Genomic DNA, 14,886 nt, shown 5'->3' with positions numbered 1-14,886 from the left:
TACGTAAGCGTCCCTGTCGCATTATTCGACAGGGAGCATTAAGAAGACATTAATGTGCCGGATGATGAACAGCGTTAAAACCCAGCTTACACAATAAGGCAGCAGCCGTTGCGTCGTCACACATCACATATAAAGACGACCATTCACGACGCTCAAGGTAATTTTTACGCAGTTTATCAAACTCACCCGGAATTCCAGCGACTTTACGCAGCGGCGCATCATCGCGGCGCACATCATACACTAAATGCGCCAGCCTTTTCAGCGTTGGCTGATCTAACGGGCCATGCAGGGTGATACGACCAAATTCCGGCGCGGGTAACAGGGTACTGAGCGCAACGTGCTGCTCGTGACCAATAAACTTACTATAGGCCTCAAAGACCTGCGTGGTGCCACGCGCTTTTCCTTCGAGGGTATACCCGGCAATGTGCGCCGTGCCGATATCGGCTTTCTCCAGCAACGCCACATTGAGATCCGGCTCTCCTTCCCAGACATCCAGCACAACGCTCAGCGACTGACCGGCATTCAACCGGTTCAGCAATGCTGTATTGTCGATGACCGGCCCACGGCAGGCGTTGATCAGAATAGTGCCCGGCTTCAGTCGGCTAATCAGCGCATCATCCGCCATGTGCAGCGTTTTGTAGGGTCCGTCTTTAAACAGTGGCGTATGGAAAGTCAGCACATCGGCTTGCTCTACCAGTTCGTCCAGCGAGCGGAAATCGCCCTCGTCACCGCGATCGGCTCGCGGTGGATCGCACAGCAGCGTGCGGATCCCCAGCGCGTCCAGACGCGCCTGCAAACGCCCACCCACGTTGCCCACACCCACAATGCCTACGGTGCGATCGCGTAACGCAAACCCATCACGCTCCGCCAGCATCAGCAACGCTGAAAAAACATATTCTACGACCGCTATCGCGTTACAACCGGGCGCGGCGGAAAAACCGATCCCAGCCTGCGCAAGCCAGGCGTCATCCACATGGTCTGTGCCAGCGGTTGCCGTACCGACAAATTTAACCGGTTTGCCTCCAAGCAGTGATTCATTTACTTTCGTCACCGAGCGCACCATTAAAGCATCCGCATCATCCAGTTCAGCAACGGGAATCGGGCGACCGGGAACCGCTTTGACCTCCCCCAAACGACTGAACAGTTCGCGGGCATAGGGCATATTTTCATCAACGAGGATTTTCACGTCTTTCGCACCTGTTTGAGAACGAGAGTTAACCGGGCAAGTGTGCCATAATCTCGCCGCCAGGCATACTGCGAGACCTGGTCAGCACAGATTTAAGGAACAGAGATGATGCAGCCCATTTCAGGTACGCCCGCACGCCCTCCCGGTGAAGGCCCAAATGCCCCTTCCGCTGCGGGTGAACAACCGTTATCCACGCAACAACGTACTGTGTTGGAACGACTAATTACCCGTTTGATTTCACTCACCCAGCAGCAAAGTGCTGAGGTGTGGGCCGGAATGAAGCACGATCTGGGCGTCAAAAGTGATACTCCGCTGCAGTCACGTCACTTTCCAGCCGCTGAGCAAAACCTTAACCAACGGCTGGGAGTTGCTCAGCAAAATCATGTTAATCGTCAGGTGCTTTCGCAGCTCACTGAATTACTGAGCCAGGGAAATAATCGCCAGGCGGTGAGTGATTTTATCCGTCAGCAGTATGGGCAAACGGCGCTCAGCCAGCTCACGCCTGAGCAGTTGAAAAACGTGCTCACGCTGCTGCAACAAGGGCAGCTGTCGATACCACAGCCGCAGCAGCGCCCGGCAACCGATCGCCCGTTGCTCCCCGCAGAGCACAATACGCTGAACCAGTTAGTTACCAAACTGGCGGCGGCCACGGGAGAATCCGGGAAGATGATCTGGCAGTCGATGCTGGAGTTGTCTGGCGTAAAAAGCGGTGAGCTGATCCCTGCCAAACAGTTTACGCACCTGGTCACCTGGCTGCAGGCGCGCCAGACGCTCAGCCTGCAAAGCGCCCCGACGCTACAAACGCTCCAGGCTGCGCTGAAGCTGCCATTAGAGCCGAATGAGCTGACAGCAATAAAAGAGTACGCGCAGCAGACGTATCAGATCCAACCACAATCGATTCTGACCACGGTGCAGGTGCAGGACTTGCTCAATCAAATTTTCCTGCGTCGCGTGGAACGAGAACGCGAGCTCAGCGATCCGCGTCATCTGCAACCCATTTACAGCCCGTTCGCGCCGATGATTGAAACGGTTAAATCTCTGTCGGCACGACCGGGACTGTTGTTTGTTGCATTGATGATTGCGTTAGCCATTTTCTGGCTGGTCGCTTAACCTTTACGCAGCGTAAGCAACGTTACAATAATCCCCACCACGGCGGATATCGCCCCGGCAAGGAACACTGAGGGATAACCGTACGCGGTGGCCAGCACCCCGGCGACCGGCCCGCTTATGCCGTAGGAGATATCCTGAAATGCGGCGTACCCGCCCAGCGCCGTACCGCGAACCTGCGCGGGTACTCGCTTCACCACCTCGACGCCCAAGGCCGGGAAGATAAGCGAACACCCGGCCCCGGTTAATGCCGCTCCAAGCAGTGCAACCCAGGCTGTTGGGGCCTGCCACAACAGAATCAGTCCTGCGGTTTCCACCAGCAAAGAGACAACGGCAACCTTCACGCCGCCGAACCGGTCCGGCATCCAGCCAAACAGAATGCGCATCAGCACAAACGCCCCGCCAAACGCGGTCAGGGTGAACCCCGCCATCGTCCAGCCGTTGCTGACAAAATAGAGTGAAATAAATGTACCGATCACCGCAAAGCCAACGCCCTGCAGCGCCAGGCCCAGGCCCGGTTTCCAGATAAGCCCTACCACGCTCCATAACGAAGGACGTTCTCCTGCATGTGCAGGCACTTTACGCACGGTGCCGTTGAATGCCCATGCCAGCAGCGGTAATACCATCGTCGTCCCCGCCAGCGCCGCGAAGCCAAAGTGGCTGTGGATCAACAAACCCAGCGGCGCACCGGCGGCCAGCGCGCCGTAAATCGCCATTCCGTTCCATGACATCACCTTACCGGAGCGTGTTGGGCCGACCAGCCCCAGCCCCCAGGTCAACGTTCCGGTGAGCAGTTGGCTTTCGCCAAAACCGAGGATCAAACGACCGACGATTAGCAACGCAAATTTTACGGGAACAGAAACAGGTAATAGCGCGGCTAAAAGCCACGCCGCACCCGCCAGCCCACAGGCAAACATCCCCTGTAGCGCCGAGCGTTTGGCACCATATTGATCGGCTAACCGCCCGGCGTAGCCGCGTGTTAATACCGTCGCCAGAAACTGTACGCCGACGGCGATGCCGACCATGGTATTGCCATAGCCCAGTTCCTGGTGCACAAACAGAGGAATGACGGGCAAAGGTAAACCAACCGTCATATAGGTCAGGAAAACCGCAAAAGCGATGCGAAACAGCGAAAAATTCGCCGAAGGTGTTTTTTCTTGTTGGGTTACAGCTGTCATGCGTTACTCCAAAATGCAGAGTAAGGCGAGGAATGCCCACGCCCCCTCTACCTGACTATCAGGATTAAGGTGCGTTGGATAACGTTAAACGCTTACGCATTATCAAGAGGATAATGTTGAAGCTGGAGTCTGCCTGCGAGTGCCCCCGACTGTCAACTGTGAAAGCACAGGTGCGTATATCAAAATGCTGACTTCTCTACAAACAAAAAGGGAAATACCGCATCAATGCCTTTCGCTCTGAACTTCCCGGTTACCTGCTCACGTTGATGCGGCGTCAGGAGTCGGAACATCATATCCCAAATCTCTTTAGGTTCGGCTTCCTGCGCGATATTGTGGTCTGGTGCTACTGTGTTCTCATTTTCATTCAGATACGAGCGTACATACAGCGGAAACACTGAAATATGAAATTCCTCGGCCTTAGACTTCGCGCGCTTACGTTTGACACCCGCTTTTCCTTCACTGTAGGTATTTAAGCGCAAGCGTACAGCGGGTGCGCTTCTCGGAAACCCTGGCAATTCAAGACACTCCTTCACCGTGAACCACTCTTTTACCATCAGTTTCTTTCCTTTCTGCTGATGAAATAAAAATATTTTTTCTTTTCCGCGAAATTTCAAATTAATTCTGGCAATATTCCTACGATAAAAAGAAAGTAACGTTCTTTTGTCTTTCTAATTTATAACCTGAAAAATATCGGTGCCGATAACACATCTTCTTAGGATTACAGAATGGAACACAAAAGCCAAGACTGGCATCGTGCAGATATTAAAAGTGCACTGGAAAAAAGAGGTATTACGCTCAGAGAGCTTTCGCGTTCAGCGGGGTTATCTCCCGACTCTTTACGCAATGTATTTACCCGCAGTTGGCCTCGGGCGGAGCTGATCATCGCGCAGGCGCTTGAAACTACGCCGGACGTAATTTGGCCATCACGCTATCTCTCTAAATCAGAGAAACAACCCCCCCCCAAAAAAATAACCATCAATTATAAATAAATTAATAAAAATTCATTCAACCAATTAATTTATATTAAAGGCTAATGTATTAAAGATATTAATAGCATTATCGGTCATTTTTATCAGTTTGAATCCTGTTAAAGAAATACACGTTGTTATTACATAATCAATTAACAGGAACATCGATGAGCTGGAATAAAACAACAGCAGTTAATCACGCTAAATCACACGCGGGGTCACATTCTCAAGGACGCTGTGCGGAATTTACCCGCAAAGCCATTCAGTCAGGAGGTATCTCCCTTGGGAATACCTACCATGCTAAAGATTATGGACCACTGTTAAAAAACGCAGGATTCAGTCCCATCGGCACATTTGAACAACCCCGAGCAGGAGATGTCGTCGTCATTCAACCTTATGAGGGAGGAAACCCAAGCGGACATATGGCGATATTTGACGGTCAGGCGTGGTACTCCGATTTTAGACAACGTGACATGTGGGCCGGACCGGGCTATCGGGCGGCAAAACCGTCATTTACTATTTACAGGAAACCATAATGAAATCGCTCTCGCTGGTTGCTCTGGTTTTGTTACTTTGCGGCTGCTCTGCGGCGCGCCACGACAGCTCCCGGGATGTAAAACTATTCTATCTCGCATGGATGTCCGCTTACACACAAAAGCGGGATACATCCGCACTCATGCAACGCTATGTGGCGAAAGACGTTATCAATCGTCTGGCTCTGATTGACAGCCTTTACGAGCAGGAAATACTGAATTCGGACTACTTTATGTACGTACAGGATTACGACCCAAAATGGATCCCACTGTTACGGGTCAAATCAGCGCAATCCTTTCTCGGTGGCGAAAAGATGGAAGTACAATTAGGTGGGCCGACAGGAGAGGCGCCTATGCAGTTGGAAGTCTATACGCGTTGGGAGGACGGTCACTGGAAAATTTACCGAGTGCGGGATCTGGGTAATCAATTTGAACAGCCAATTTACAGCGCCAGCGATATCGCACACGCCAAAGAATGGTCTCTGGAAATCGCACCGGAGTACGAAAAGTTGAATAAATAAAAAAGGGAGCCATCAGGCTCCCCCTCTTGCATAATCTTTCAGTCTTACGCTTACAGCTTACGCATAACCAGCGTAGCGTTGGTGCCGCCAAAACCGAAGCTGTTGGACATCACGGTAGTCAGCGCCTGCTCGGTCGGTTTGGTCACGATGTTCAGACCCGCCGCCTGCTCGTCCAGCTCTTCAATGTTGATGCTTGGCGCGATAAAGCCGTGTTCCAGCATCAGCAGAGAGTAGATAGCTTCCTGCACGCCAGCCGCACCCAGTGAGTGACCGGTCATGGCTTTGGTTGCGGAGATTGCCGGGCTGTTGTCGCCAAACACTTCACGAATCGCACCCAGCTCTTTCACGTCGCCTACCGGAGTAGAGGTACCGTGGGAGTTCAGGTAGTCGATCGGCGTGTCTACGCCGTGCATCGCCATCTGCATGCAACGTACTGCGCCTTCGCCAGACGGAGCAACCATGTCTGCACCATCGGACGTTGCGCCGTAACCGACGATTTCCGCATAGATGTGCGCGCCACGTGCCAGAGCGTGTTCCAGCTCTTCGACCACGACCATACCGCCGCCGCCAGCAATAACGAAACCGTCACGGTGTGCGTCATAGGTACGGGAAGCTTTGGATGGATCGTCGTTATATTTGGTAGACAGCGCGCCCATGGCGTCGAATTCACACGCCATTTCCCAGCACAGCTCTTCGCCGCCGCCAGCGAAAACGATGTCTTGTTTGCCCAGCTGAATTTGTTCTACTGCGTTGCCGATACAGTGCGCAGATGTCGCACAGGCAGAGCTGATAGAGTAGTTTACGCCGTGGATTTTGAACGGCGTTGCGAGGCAGGCAGAAACGCCGGACGCCATCGCTTTGGTGACTACATACGGGCCAACCGCTTTCAGGCCACGCGGGCTACGCATTGCGTCAGCACCGAACACCTGAAAACGAGGGGAGCCGCCGCCGGAACCTGCAATCAGGCCAACGCGCGGGTTATTCTGGTAATCTTCTGCTGCAAGGCCGGCATCAGCCACTGCCTGTTCCATAGAAAGGAATGCATAGATGGATGCGTCGCTCATAAAGCGCACTACTTTGCGGTCAATGAGGCCAGTGGTATCCAGTTTTACGTTGCCCCAAACGTGGCTACGCATGCCGGAGTCCTTCAGCTCCTGAGAGAAAGTGATCCCTGAACGTCCTTCACGCAGAGATGCCAGGACTTCCTGCTGGTTATTACCGATGCTGGAAACGATGCCCAAGCCAGTAATCACTGCACGTTTCATTCAATACCTCTGTAAGTCGCACTATTTTAAAGTTTCGAGTGGCACAATAGCGTACACTTGTACGCCGAACAAGTCCGATCAGCCATTTAATGTGGAAATTTGCGCAGCCAGGCACTCATCGCTAAGATCGGGGCACAGCCTGCCAGACGAGTAACTTACGTGAAACAATACGCTATACAACCTGCCAACCTTGAATTCAACGCTGAGGGTACACCTGTTTCCCGAGATTTTGACGATGTCTATTTTTCTAATGATAACGGGCTGGAAGAGACACGTTACGTCTTTCTCGGCGGGAATCATCTCGCCCAGCGATTCCCTGCGCATTCACGTCCCCTCTTCGTGGTGGCAGAAAGCGGGTTTGGCACCGGACTTAACTTCCTGACACTCTGGCAGGCATTTGCCGAATTCCGCGATACCTACCCTGACGCTACCCTGGAAAGATTACATTTCATCAGTTTTGAAAAATTTCCGCTGACGCGTGAAGATCTGACCTTAGCCCATCAGCACTGGCCAGAATTTGCCCCGTGGGCCACGGCGCTACAAGAGCAATGGCCGCTGCCGCTGGCGGGATGCCATCGCCTGCTCCTTGATGAAGGACGCGTCACGCTGGATCTGTGGTTTGGCGATATTAACGAACTGACCAGCAAGCTCGATGACTCCCTGAATCAAAAAGTGGATGCCTGGTTTCTGGACGGTTTCGCGCCGGCAAAAAATCCGGATATGTGGACGCCAACGCTGTTTAACGCAATGGCCCGTCTGGCTCGCCCCGGCGGCACGCTGGCGACCTTCACATCAGCAGGCTTTGTGCGTCGGGGATTGCAGGAAGCCGGATTTACGATGCAAAAATGCAAAGGCTTTGGTCGCAAACGAGAAATGCTTTGTGGCGTCATGGATCAGACGCTGGCGCTCCCCTCCTCGGCACCCTGGTTTGCACGTACCGGAACAGATAAACGCGAAGCCGCCATTATTGGCGGGGGGATTGCCAGCGCATTGCTGTCGTTGGCGTTACTACGCCGCGGCTGGCAGGTCACGCTCTATTGCGCCGACGACAACCCAGCCGGGGGTGCATCCGGCAATCGCCAGGGCGCTCTTTATCCGCTACTGAGCAAGCATGACGCGGCCATTAATCTCTTTTTCCCCACCGCGTTTACTTTCGCCCGCCGGCTGTATGACGCCCTCCCCGTTGAGTTCGCGCATGACTGGTGCGGCGTGACGCAACTGGCGTGGGATGAGAAAAGCCAGCAAAAAATCGACCAAATGTTGTCCCTTGAATTGCCCGATGCGCTCGCCGTCGGGGTTGACGCAGAGCAGGTTTTACAAACGACAGGCGTAAAAACCGGATGCGGCGGGATTCAGTACCCCGCCGGAGGATGGCTATGTCCGGCACAGTTAACCGCCGCCGTATTCGACTATGCCGCAACGCTGGGATTACGCACCCGGTATCAACATACGCTGGCCTCACTGTCTCGACAGACAGAAAACTGGAAATTGGCGTTTGCCAGTGGAGCAACCGCCACTCACGCTGCGGTAGTTCTGGCTAACGGGCATCGCATTAACAGCGTTGAACAGACGCAGTCGCTACCGGTGTACTCCGTAGGCGGTCAGGTGAGTCACATTCCTACTACGCCTTCGCTTTCAGCGCTGCGTCAGGTGTTGTGCTATGACGGCTACCTCACGCCGCACAACCCGCAAAATCAGCAGCACTGCATTGGCGCCAGTTATCATCGCGGAAGTGAAGAAACGGTGTATCGTGCTGACGATCAGCAGCAAAACCGTCAGCGCTTAATAGATTGTTTCCCGAATGCCGCGTGGGCAAAAGAAGTAGACGTTAGTGGCAATGCCGCCCGTTGTGGAGTGCGCTGCGCCACGCGCGATCACATGCCGATGGTCGGCAACGTCGCGGATTATGACACCACGCTCAGCCAGTATGCCACTCTTGCCGAAGACAGAGAGCACGCCGTAAACGCCCCGGTTTATTCCGATTTATTTATGTTGGGTGCGCTGGGCTCGCGCGGGCTGTGTACTGCCCCGCTATGCGCAGAAATTCTGGCATCGCAAATGAGCGATGAACCTATCCCTATGGATGCCAGCACGCTGGCTGCGTTGAATCCGAATCGTCTGTGGGTAAGGAAGTTATTGAAGGGTAAAGCGGTGAAATAAGATACCATCTCATCATTGCCTGATGGCGCTACGCTTATCAGGCCAACACCCCCCGTCCACGTAGGCCGGATAAGACGCCTTCGCGTCGCCATCCGGCACAATCCACTGCAATTATTATTGCGTTGCCTTTTGAAATAAAGTGTCCCACATCTCTTTCACTAACGCCTGGTCACGCGGCGAGAGTTCGCCTGCGCTGATGGCTTTTTCCAGGCTGCTGGTCACATTGGCGTACAATGCCTCAGCGGAATGGTCCTCGCCAGCATCCAGCTCAGCCACAGCCAGCGTCAGGTGCCCACGCAAATAACCACTGGCAAACAACTCATCATCGCTGGCGTGCTCTACCATATCGTCGATTAATGCCAGAATGCGTGATTCAAACTCCGCGATCATCTTCTTTCCTCATTGTAAACGTGGCAGCGGCTTCAGTTGAGCGCTTCGGGCCACGGGAATTGTTCCGCCGTAAGTTCAGGCGTGTGATAATAATTCTGTAACGCGTTAATAAAACGCGCCGGACGTTCAGGGATCCCCTTTTCCAGGTACTCCATTACCTGAGCATGAACACGGCGCTGGAATACCACGCGGTCCGGTTCAAAGTCCCCTTCGAGGTTGTCGCAACTGACGTTAAACGGGTACCCCGCCGCCATGCAAAATAACCAGTCAAACGCCTGCGGCTTCACTTCCACATCTTCAAACTGGCATTGTGTCTTCGCGTCGCGTCCGTCCGGGCAGTACCAGTAACCAAAATCGACCAGCTCACGACGGGCTTTACCGGCGATGCACCAGTGTGAAATTTCGTGTAAAGCACTGGCGTAATAACCATGCGCAAAAACGATACGGTGATACGGTAATTCCGCATCCGCAGGAAGATAGATCGGTTCGTCGTCGCCTTTAATCAGACGGGTATTAAATTCATCGGCAAAGCAGCCGTTAAAAATCTCAATTAACTGTTCGTAGTGATGCGTATTATTCATTAGTTCATCCCCAGCCAGTGGAGAATCTCCTGTCCATGATTATCATAAAGTAGCTTGGCGCTCATCACGGCAGAGACAATAACGATCATTGGCCGAATGAGTTTTTGTCCTTTGCTGAGCACCAGTCGAGAGCCCATCCGTGCGCCAATAAACTGGCCAATGAGCATCACAAAACCTGTCGCCCAAATCACTTTGCCACCGAGGGCAAACAGCAACAGCCCACCGATATTCGATGTGGCATTTAATACTTTGGCGTGGGCTGTCGATTTCGCCAGGTTGTATCCGCACAGCATGACAAAGGCCAGCGCGTAGAACGACCCTGCCGCCGGACCAAAAAAGCCATCGTAAAAACCGACGCAGCCTCCCGCCACCAGCGCGAAAGGTAAACCGTGCAATCGACGCTGTCGGTCCTCTTCCCCCACTTTCGGCATCAACAGAAAGTAAAGGCCAATACATATAACCAGAACCGGCAGGATCTGGCGCAGAACATCTGACTGCACGTGCTGAACCAATAGCGCCCCGCTCATTGATCCGACAAACGTCATGAAGATATTGAGCTTCTGATCCGCCAGATTAACCACGCCACGACGAATAAAATAGAGGGAGGAAGAGATAGATCCCCCGCAGGCCTGCAACTTATTGGTCGCCAGCGCTTGCGCAGGTGGCATCCCGGCCGCCATCAATGCCGGGATGGTGAGTAGACCACCGCCTCCGGCCAGAGAATCAATAAAACCTGCCAGCATCGCCACAAAAAACAGCACACCTAGCAGCAGTGGCGACACCATAAACAGAGAGGCAAAATGATCCATTAGAGTACATGCTCGTCCAGTAGCGCCTGGCAGGAAGGCGGCAACGGCGGCGGTGTCTTCTTCTCAGGCTTGGTGGTTCCAGGTTTTGGAGGTTCGAACCAGCTTTGCAGCTCTGCGCCACAGCCGTCACCCGGTGGCGGTAACGGTTGATCTTCGCACTCAAGGCTGTCGGCAGGGCAACGTAACCGCACGTGCATATGCGCACGATGCTGGAACCATGGCCGCACTTTACGCAACCAGTCCCTGTCGGTCCCTGCATCCAGACAAAGTTGTTGCTTAATCGCCGGATTCACGAAAATACGCGTTACTTCATTATCTTTTGCAGCCAGCCTTACCAGGCTAAAAATCTCCGGTTTCCACAGTGATGGCACAACACGTTTGCCGTCCTGTGAGACCAGATCTAACGCCTGCGGCCGCAGCAGTTGCGACTGGGTCCAGCGCGTTTTCGGCAGTTGCAGGAAAATATCCACATCCAGTCCCGTCTGGTGGCTGGCGTGACCGCCATTGAATCGCCCACCGGCCGGCATACCCATATCGCCGATTAACACCGTGCCCAGCCCCTGACTATTAGCCTGATTACTCAGACGCTGGATAAACCTCACCAGATCCGGATGGCCAAAGTAACGACGCTGATCGGTGCGCATCACCTGATAATGTTCTGACTGTACAGGCAGCGTATCTGCGCCAACAATACAGCCATTGGAAAACGCGCCGATAGACTGCGCGCTGCCCGCAACCGGATGGGTAATTTTCTGCCAGGGCGTCGCCGCCAGACAGGCGGTACTGGCAAACAGAGCCAGCGCCGCAAGTGCCGTTTTTTTCATCTCTTACCAGCGTGGAATATCGGTCTTCACGTCCGCATTTTGCGCCCGCTGACGCAGCAGGTGATCCATCAATACGATCGCCAGCATCGCCTCGGCGATCGGTACGGCGCGGATCCCAACGCACGGATCGTGACGACCTTTAGTGATCATTTCGACTTCTTCACCAAAGCGGTTAATGGTGCGCCCTGGAACGGTAATACTGGACGTCGGTTTCAGCGCCATATGAGCAATGATTTGTTGCCCGCTGCTGATCCCACCCAGAATGCCGCCCGCATGGTTACTCTGGAAACCTTCTTTGGTGATTTCATCTCGGTTCTGGCTGCCACGCAGCGCAACAACGTCAAATCCGTCGCCAATCTCAACGCCCTTAACGGCGTTAATGCTCATCAGCGCATGGGCGATGTCGGCATCCAGGCGGTCGAATACAGGTTCGCCAAGACCCGCAGGCACACCGCTTGCAACAACGGTCACCTTCGCCCCGATGGAGTCGCCCTCTTTCTTCAGCCCGCGCATCAGTTCGTCCAGCGCTTCGAGTTTATCCGGGTCCGGACAAAAGAACGGGTTAAGTTCCACCTGGGACCAGTCTTTGATCTCCAAAGGAATATCACCCATCTGCGTCAGGCAACCACGAATCTCAACGCCGAACTTTTCCGCCAGATATTTTTTGGCAATCGCTCCGGCCGCCACGCGCATCGCTGTTTCACGTGCGGACGAACGTCCGCCACCACGGTAGTCGCGCAGGCCATATTTTTGCTCATAGGTATAGTCGGCGTGTCCTGGACGAAAAACGTCCTTAATCGCGCCGTAATCCTGTGAACGCTGATCGGTATTTTCGATCAGCAGGCCAATGCTGGTGCCAGTGGTAACGCCCTCGAACACCCCGGAGAGGATTTTCACCTGATCCGGCTCACGACGCTGCGTAGTGTAGCGCGATGTGCCAGGACGCCGTCTGTCGAGATCGTGCTGCAGGTCAGCTTCTGTCAGAGAAATGCCCGGCGGAACACCATCGACAATACAACCGAGCGCCAGCCCGTGTGATTCGCCGAAAGTGGTTACGCGAAAGAGTTGTCCAATTGTGTTTCCTGCCATCACGGCTCCGTTATGAGTGTTGTGTATGTGCGCGTGTAATTAGTCTTTATAAATGCTGAAGTGCTCACGAGCAGCAACTAACTGCTCTTTGGTCAGCATGAATACGCCGTCACCGCCGTTGTCGAACTCCAGCCAGGTGAACGGTACATCCGGATATTGCTCTATCAGATGTACCATGCTGTTTCCGACTTCACAAATCAGAATACCGTTATCTGACAGGTAGTCTGGGGCGTTCCCCAGAATGCGGCGGGTAAGTTTCAGCCCATCACTGCCGGACGCCAGACCCAGCTCAGGTTCGTGACGATATTCGTTTGGCAGATCGGACATATCTTCCGCATCGACATACGGCGGGTTGGTCACAATCAGGTCATACTGGACTTTCAGCAGATCGCGGAACAGATCGGAACGGATCGGCGTGACGTGATGGATCAGGCCGTGTTCTTCAATATTGTGTTCGGTCACCGCCAGTGCGTCAGTGGAGATATCCACCGCATCAACTTCGGCTTCCGGGAAGGCATACGCGCAGGCAATGGCAATACAACCGCTGCCGGTACACATATCGAGGATATGCTGCGGCTGCTCATTAATAAGACCCGCAAAGCGGTTATTGATAAGCTCGCCAATCGGTGAACGCGGAACCAGCACGCGCTCATCAACATAAAACTCATGCCCGCAGAACCAGGCTTTGTTGGTCAGATAAGCAACCGGAATGCGCTCGTTGACGCGGCGAATCACGCGTTCAACAATACGATGACGCTCGCTGGAGGTCAGACGCGCTGTACGCATGTCTTCCGGAATATCCAACGGCAAATAAAGTGACGGCAGCACCAGTTGTACGGCCTCGTCCCATGGGTTATCCGTGCCATGGCCATACCAGATGTTCGCCGCGCTAAAACGGCTGACCGCCCAACGCAACATGTCCTGAATGGTATGCAGTTCACTCACTGCTTCATCGACGAAAATTTTATCCACGTATTCCTCCAGGGCATGCTCGTATTAATTTCGGCGGCTAGTTTGCCACGAAGACGGCGATAAATCAGCATTCACACAGGGCCTGAGCGCGAAAATTGCGTTTTAAGCGATCGGATGCCCGCCGAGTCGGGTTAAACTAATGGAAAATAAAAGTTGAGACTCTCGAATGAAAAAGAAAACATCGCTCAGCGAGGAGGATCAGACGCTGTTTCGCCAGCTGATGACCGGCACGCGTAAAATTAAACAGGACACCATTGTTCACCGACCTCCACGTAAAAAAATTGCCGAGGTTCCGGTTAAAAGACTGCTACAGGAGCAAGCTGATGCCAGCCACTATTTCTCGGATGAGTTTCAGCCGCTGCTGAATACGGACGGTCCGGTAAGATACCTGCGTGCCGACGTCAGCCATTTCGAACTGAAGAAAATGCGCCGTGGCGATTACTCTCCGGAGCTGTTTCTCGATCTGCATGGGCTGACCCAGCAGCAGGCCAAACAAGAGTTAGGCGCGCTGATTGCCGCCTGTCGTCGTGAGCATGTATTTTGCGCCTGCGTGATGCATGGCCACGGAAAACATATTCTGAAACAGCAAACGCCGCTTTGGCTGGCCCAGCATCCGCACGTGATGGCTTTTCATCAGGCACCGAAAGAGTACGGTGGCGACGCCGCGCTGCTGGTGCTAATTGAAGTAGAAGAGTGGCTACCGCCCGAACTTCCGTGATGCAGAAAAACAGAAAGAGCCGCGTTTGCGGCTCTTTGCATTTTCGGATGACGGCTGCGCCTTATCCGATACCAACCTTTTTAAATCGCTTTTGCCATTTTCAGGTTACACGGGCTCATCTGCCAGTTAAAAGTACCCTTCCCGCTCTCATCAAGCGTTACGCTGGCAATCGCTGATGTGGTAAACATCGGCGGTGTTTCACCTGGGCAAAGCTCAGACACCAGATACCCCACTAAAGGCAAGTGAGAGATAACCAGTGCCGTGGCGATACCTTCATTGGCCAGAGCCTGTAAATAGGCACTGACCAGACCGACATCGCCGCAAGGAGTCAACTCCGGCAAAACATCCACACCGGTTGGCAGGTTCATACATTCCCCCACCACATCCAGCGTTTGTTCGGCTCGTAGGAACGGGCTCACCAGAACACGTTCGATATCCACTTTTTGACCTTTCAGCCAGTTCGCCATCAGGCGAGATTCGTCACAACCACAGGAGGTTAAGGGACGAACCGAATCACTGGCGGCATCGAGGGCCGCGTCGCCGTGACGCATGATAAAAACTTGCATATTGCACCGCTTTTGTTAA

17 protein-coding genes are annotated in these 14,886 nt (G+C 53.6%); 6 read left to right on the top strand and 11 right to left on the bottom strand.

What is annotated here, in order from left to right:
- Window positions 1-49: 49 nt before the first annotated feature.
- A complete protein-coding gene (pdxB, locus tag OGV85_RS14105; RefSeq protein ID WP_003028146.1) occupies window positions 50-1,186 on the bottom strand; it encodes a 4-phosphoerythronate dehydrogenase PdxB in 1,137 nt (378 codons plus the stop codon).
- Between the two features lie 108 nt (window positions 1,187-1,294).
- Here pdxB and flk point away from each other — a divergent pair, with 108 nt between their 5' ends.
- On the top strand, window positions 1,295-2,296 hold the full coding sequence (flk, locus tag OGV85_RS14100) for a flagella biosynthesis regulator Flk (RefSeq protein WP_003028147.1): 1,002 nt from the start codon (window positions 1,295-1,297) through the stop codon (window positions 2,294-2,296).
- Here flk and OGV85_RS14095 read toward each other — a convergent pair.
- A complete protein-coding gene (locus OGV85_RS14095) occupies window positions 2,293-3,471 on the bottom strand; it encodes an MFS transporter (protein WP_044701208.1) in 1,179 nt (392 codons plus the stop codon). The genes flk and OGV85_RS14095 overlap by 4 nt on opposite strands.
- 179 nt (window positions 3,472-3,650) lie before the next feature.
- A complete protein-coding gene (locus OGV85_RS14090) occupies window positions 3,651-4,025 on the bottom strand; it encodes a hypothetical protein (protein WP_032949704.1) in 375 nt (124 codons plus the stop codon).
- A gap of 171 nt (window positions 4,026-4,196) precedes the next feature.
- Here OGV85_RS14090 and OGV85_RS14085 point away from each other — a divergent pair, with 171 nt between their 5' ends.
- The 3 genes from OGV85_RS14085 (at window position 4,197) to OGV85_RS14075 (ending at window position 5,493) form a co-directional block, all read left to right on the top strand.
- Complete coding sequence (locus OGV85_RS14085) at window positions 4,197-4,460, top strand: helix-turn-helix domain-containing protein (RefSeq protein ID WP_061547530.1); 264 nt, start codon at window positions 4,197-4,199, stop codon at window positions 4,458-4,460.
- Between the two features lie 146 nt (window positions 4,461-4,606).
- Window positions 4,607-4,975, top strand: a complete 369-nt coding sequence (locus OGV85_RS14080; RefSeq protein WP_003028155.1) for a CHAP domain-containing protein — start codon at window positions 4,607-4,609, stop codon at window positions 4,973-4,975.
- Window positions 4,975-5,493, top strand: coding sequence for a YqhG/Tai3 family protein (locus OGV85_RS14075; protein WP_061547531.1), 519 nt, complete (start codon window positions 4,975-4,977; stop codon window positions 5,491-5,493). Before OGV85_RS14080 ends, OGV85_RS14075 begins: the two co-directional genes overlap by 1 nt.
- Before the next feature lie 50 nt (window positions 5,494-5,543).
- On the opposite strand, the gene fabB is transcribed toward OGV85_RS14075, so the two are convergent.
- On the bottom strand, window positions 5,544-6,758 hold the full coding sequence (fabB, locus tag OGV85_RS14070; RefSeq protein ID WP_003834815.1) for a beta-ketoacyl-ACP synthase I: 1,215 nt from the start codon (window positions 6,756-6,758) through the stop codon (window positions 5,544-5,546).
- Between the two features lie 159 nt (window positions 6,759-6,917).
- Here fabB and mnmC point away from each other — a divergent pair, with 159 nt between their 5' ends.
- On the top strand, window positions 6,918-8,918 hold the full coding sequence (mnmC, locus tag OGV85_RS14065; protein ID WP_061547532.1) for a bifunctional tRNA (5-methylaminomethyl-2-thiouridine)(34)-methyltransferase MnmC2/FAD-dependent 5-carboxymethylaminomethyl-2-thiouridine(34) oxidoreductase MnmC1: 2,001 nt from the start codon (window positions 6,918-6,920) through the stop codon (window positions 8,916-8,918).
- A 114-nt stretch (window positions 8,919-9,032) separates the two neighbouring features.
- Here mnmC and OGV85_RS14060 read toward each other — a convergent pair whose 3' ends face one another.
- From OGV85_RS14060 to prmB, 6 genes are read right to left on the bottom strand one after another with little or no spacing between them, the layout of a single operon-like run.
- Entirely contained in the window at window positions 9,033-9,308 is a 276-nt protein-coding gene (locus OGV85_RS14060) for a YfcL family protein (protein WP_003028163.1), read from the bottom strand.
- A gap of 32 nt (window positions 9,309-9,340) precedes the next feature.
- A complete protein-coding gene (locus tag OGV85_RS14055; RefSeq protein ID WP_003834819.1) occupies window positions 9,341-9,889 on the bottom strand; it encodes an elongation factor P hydroxylase in 549 nt (182 codons plus the stop codon).
- Window positions 9,889-10,698: a sulfite exporter TauE/SafE family protein gene (locus OGV85_RS14050; protein WP_003028167.1), complete on the bottom strand. Its 810-nt coding sequence runs from the start codon at window positions 10,696-10,698 to the stop codon at window positions 9,889-9,891. The genes OGV85_RS14055 and OGV85_RS14050 overlap by 1 nt, the downstream gene beginning before the upstream one ends.
- On the bottom strand, window positions 10,698-11,522 hold the full coding sequence (gene mepA, locus OGV85_RS14045; protein WP_003028168.1) for a penicillin-insensitive murein endopeptidase: 825 nt from the start codon (window positions 11,520-11,522) through the stop codon (window positions 10,698-10,700). Before mepA ends, OGV85_RS14050 begins: the two co-directional genes overlap by 1 nt.
- Before the next feature lie 3 nt (window positions 11,523-11,525).
- Window positions 11,526-12,611, bottom strand: coding sequence for a chorismate synthase (gene aroC, locus OGV85_RS14040; RefSeq protein WP_003028170.1), 1,086 nt, complete (start codon window positions 12,609-12,611; stop codon window positions 11,526-11,528).
- Between the two features lie 39 nt (window positions 12,612-12,650).
- Entirely contained in the window at window positions 12,651-13,583 is a 933-nt protein-coding gene (gene prmB, locus OGV85_RS14035) for a 50S ribosomal protein L3 N(5)-glutamine methyltransferase (protein ID WP_003028173.1), read from the bottom strand.
- 166 nt (window positions 13,584-13,749) lie between these two features.
- Between prmB and smrB the strand changes: the two genes are divergently transcribed.
- Window positions 13,750-14,301, top strand: a complete 552-nt coding sequence (gene smrB / locus OGV85_RS14030) for an endonuclease SmrB (protein ID WP_003839296.1) — start codon at window positions 13,750-13,752, stop codon at window positions 14,299-14,301.
- A gap of 80 nt (window positions 14,302-14,381) precedes the next feature.
- Here the strand turns inward: smrB and sixA are convergent, their stop codons facing one another.
- Complete coding sequence (gene sixA, locus OGV85_RS14025; protein WP_003028179.1) at window positions 14,382-14,867, bottom strand: phosphohistidine phosphatase SixA; 486 nt, start codon at window positions 14,865-14,867, stop codon at window positions 14,382-14,384.
- Between the last annotated feature and the right edge of the window lie 19 nt (window positions 14,868-14,886).

The organism is Citrobacter sp. Cf132, assembly GCF_030333885.1.
Lineage (GTDB): Bacteria > Pseudomonadota > Gammaproteobacteria > Enterobacterales > Enterobacteriaceae > Citrobacter > Citrobacter freundii.
Note: the sequence above shows the minus strand (reverse complement) of the source record. Positions and strands in the feature narration are given on the sequence as shown.

Bases quoted from the DNA above. Each gene is read 5' to 3' on its own strand.
- OGV85_RS14050 (WP_003028167.1), bottom strand. From the start codon at position 10,698: ATGGATCATTTTGCCTCTCTGTTTATGGTGTCGCCACTGCTGCTAGGT.
- OGV85_RS14080 (WP_003028155.1), top strand. From the start codon at position 4,607: ATGAGCTGGAATAAAACAACAGCAGTTAATCACGCTAAATCACACGCG.
- sixA (WP_003028179.1), bottom strand. From the start codon at position 14,867: ATGCAAGTTTTTATCATGCGTCACGGCGACGCGGCCCTCGATGCCGCC.
- fabB (WP_003834815.1), bottom strand. From the start codon at position 6,758: ATGAAACGTGCAGTGATTACTGGCTTGGGCATCGTTTCCAGCATCGGT.
- smrB (WP_003839296.1), top strand. From the start codon at position 13,750: ATGAAAAAGAAAACATCGCTCAGCGAGGAGGATCAGACGCTGTTTCGC.
- OGV85_RS14085 (WP_061547530.1), top strand. From the start codon at position 4,197: ATGGAACACAAAAGCCAAGACTGGCATCGTGCAGATATTAAAAGTGCA.
- aroC (WP_003028170.1), bottom strand. From the start codon at position 12,611: ATGGCAGGAAACACAATTGGACAACTCTTTCGCGTAACCACTTTCGGC.
- mepA (WP_003028168.1), bottom strand. From the start codon at position 11,522: ATGAAAAAAACGGCACTTGCGGCGCTGGCTCTGTTTGCCAGTACCGCC.
- OGV85_RS14090 (WP_032949704.1), bottom strand. From the start codon at position 4,025: ATGGTAAAAGAGTGGTTCACGGTGAAGGAGTGTCTTGAATTGCCAGGG.
- flk (WP_003028147.1), top strand. From the start codon at position 1,295: ATGCAGCCCATTTCAGGTACGCCCGCACGCCCTCCCGGTGAAGGCCCA.
- OGV85_RS14095 (WP_044701208.1), bottom strand. From the start codon at position 3,471: ATGACAGCTGTAACCCAACAAGAAAAAACACCTTCGGCGAATTTTTCG.
- OGV85_RS14075 (WP_061547531.1), top strand. From the start codon at position 4,975: ATGAAATCGCTCTCGCTGGTTGCTCTGGTTTTGTTACTTTGCGGCTGC.
- OGV85_RS14055 (WP_003834819.1), bottom strand. From the start codon at position 9,889: ATGAATAATACGCATCACTACGAACAGTTAATTGAGATTTTTAACGGC.
- OGV85_RS14060 (WP_003028163.1), bottom strand. From the start codon at position 9,308: ATGATCGCGGAGTTTGAATCACGCATTCTGGCATTAATCGACGATATG.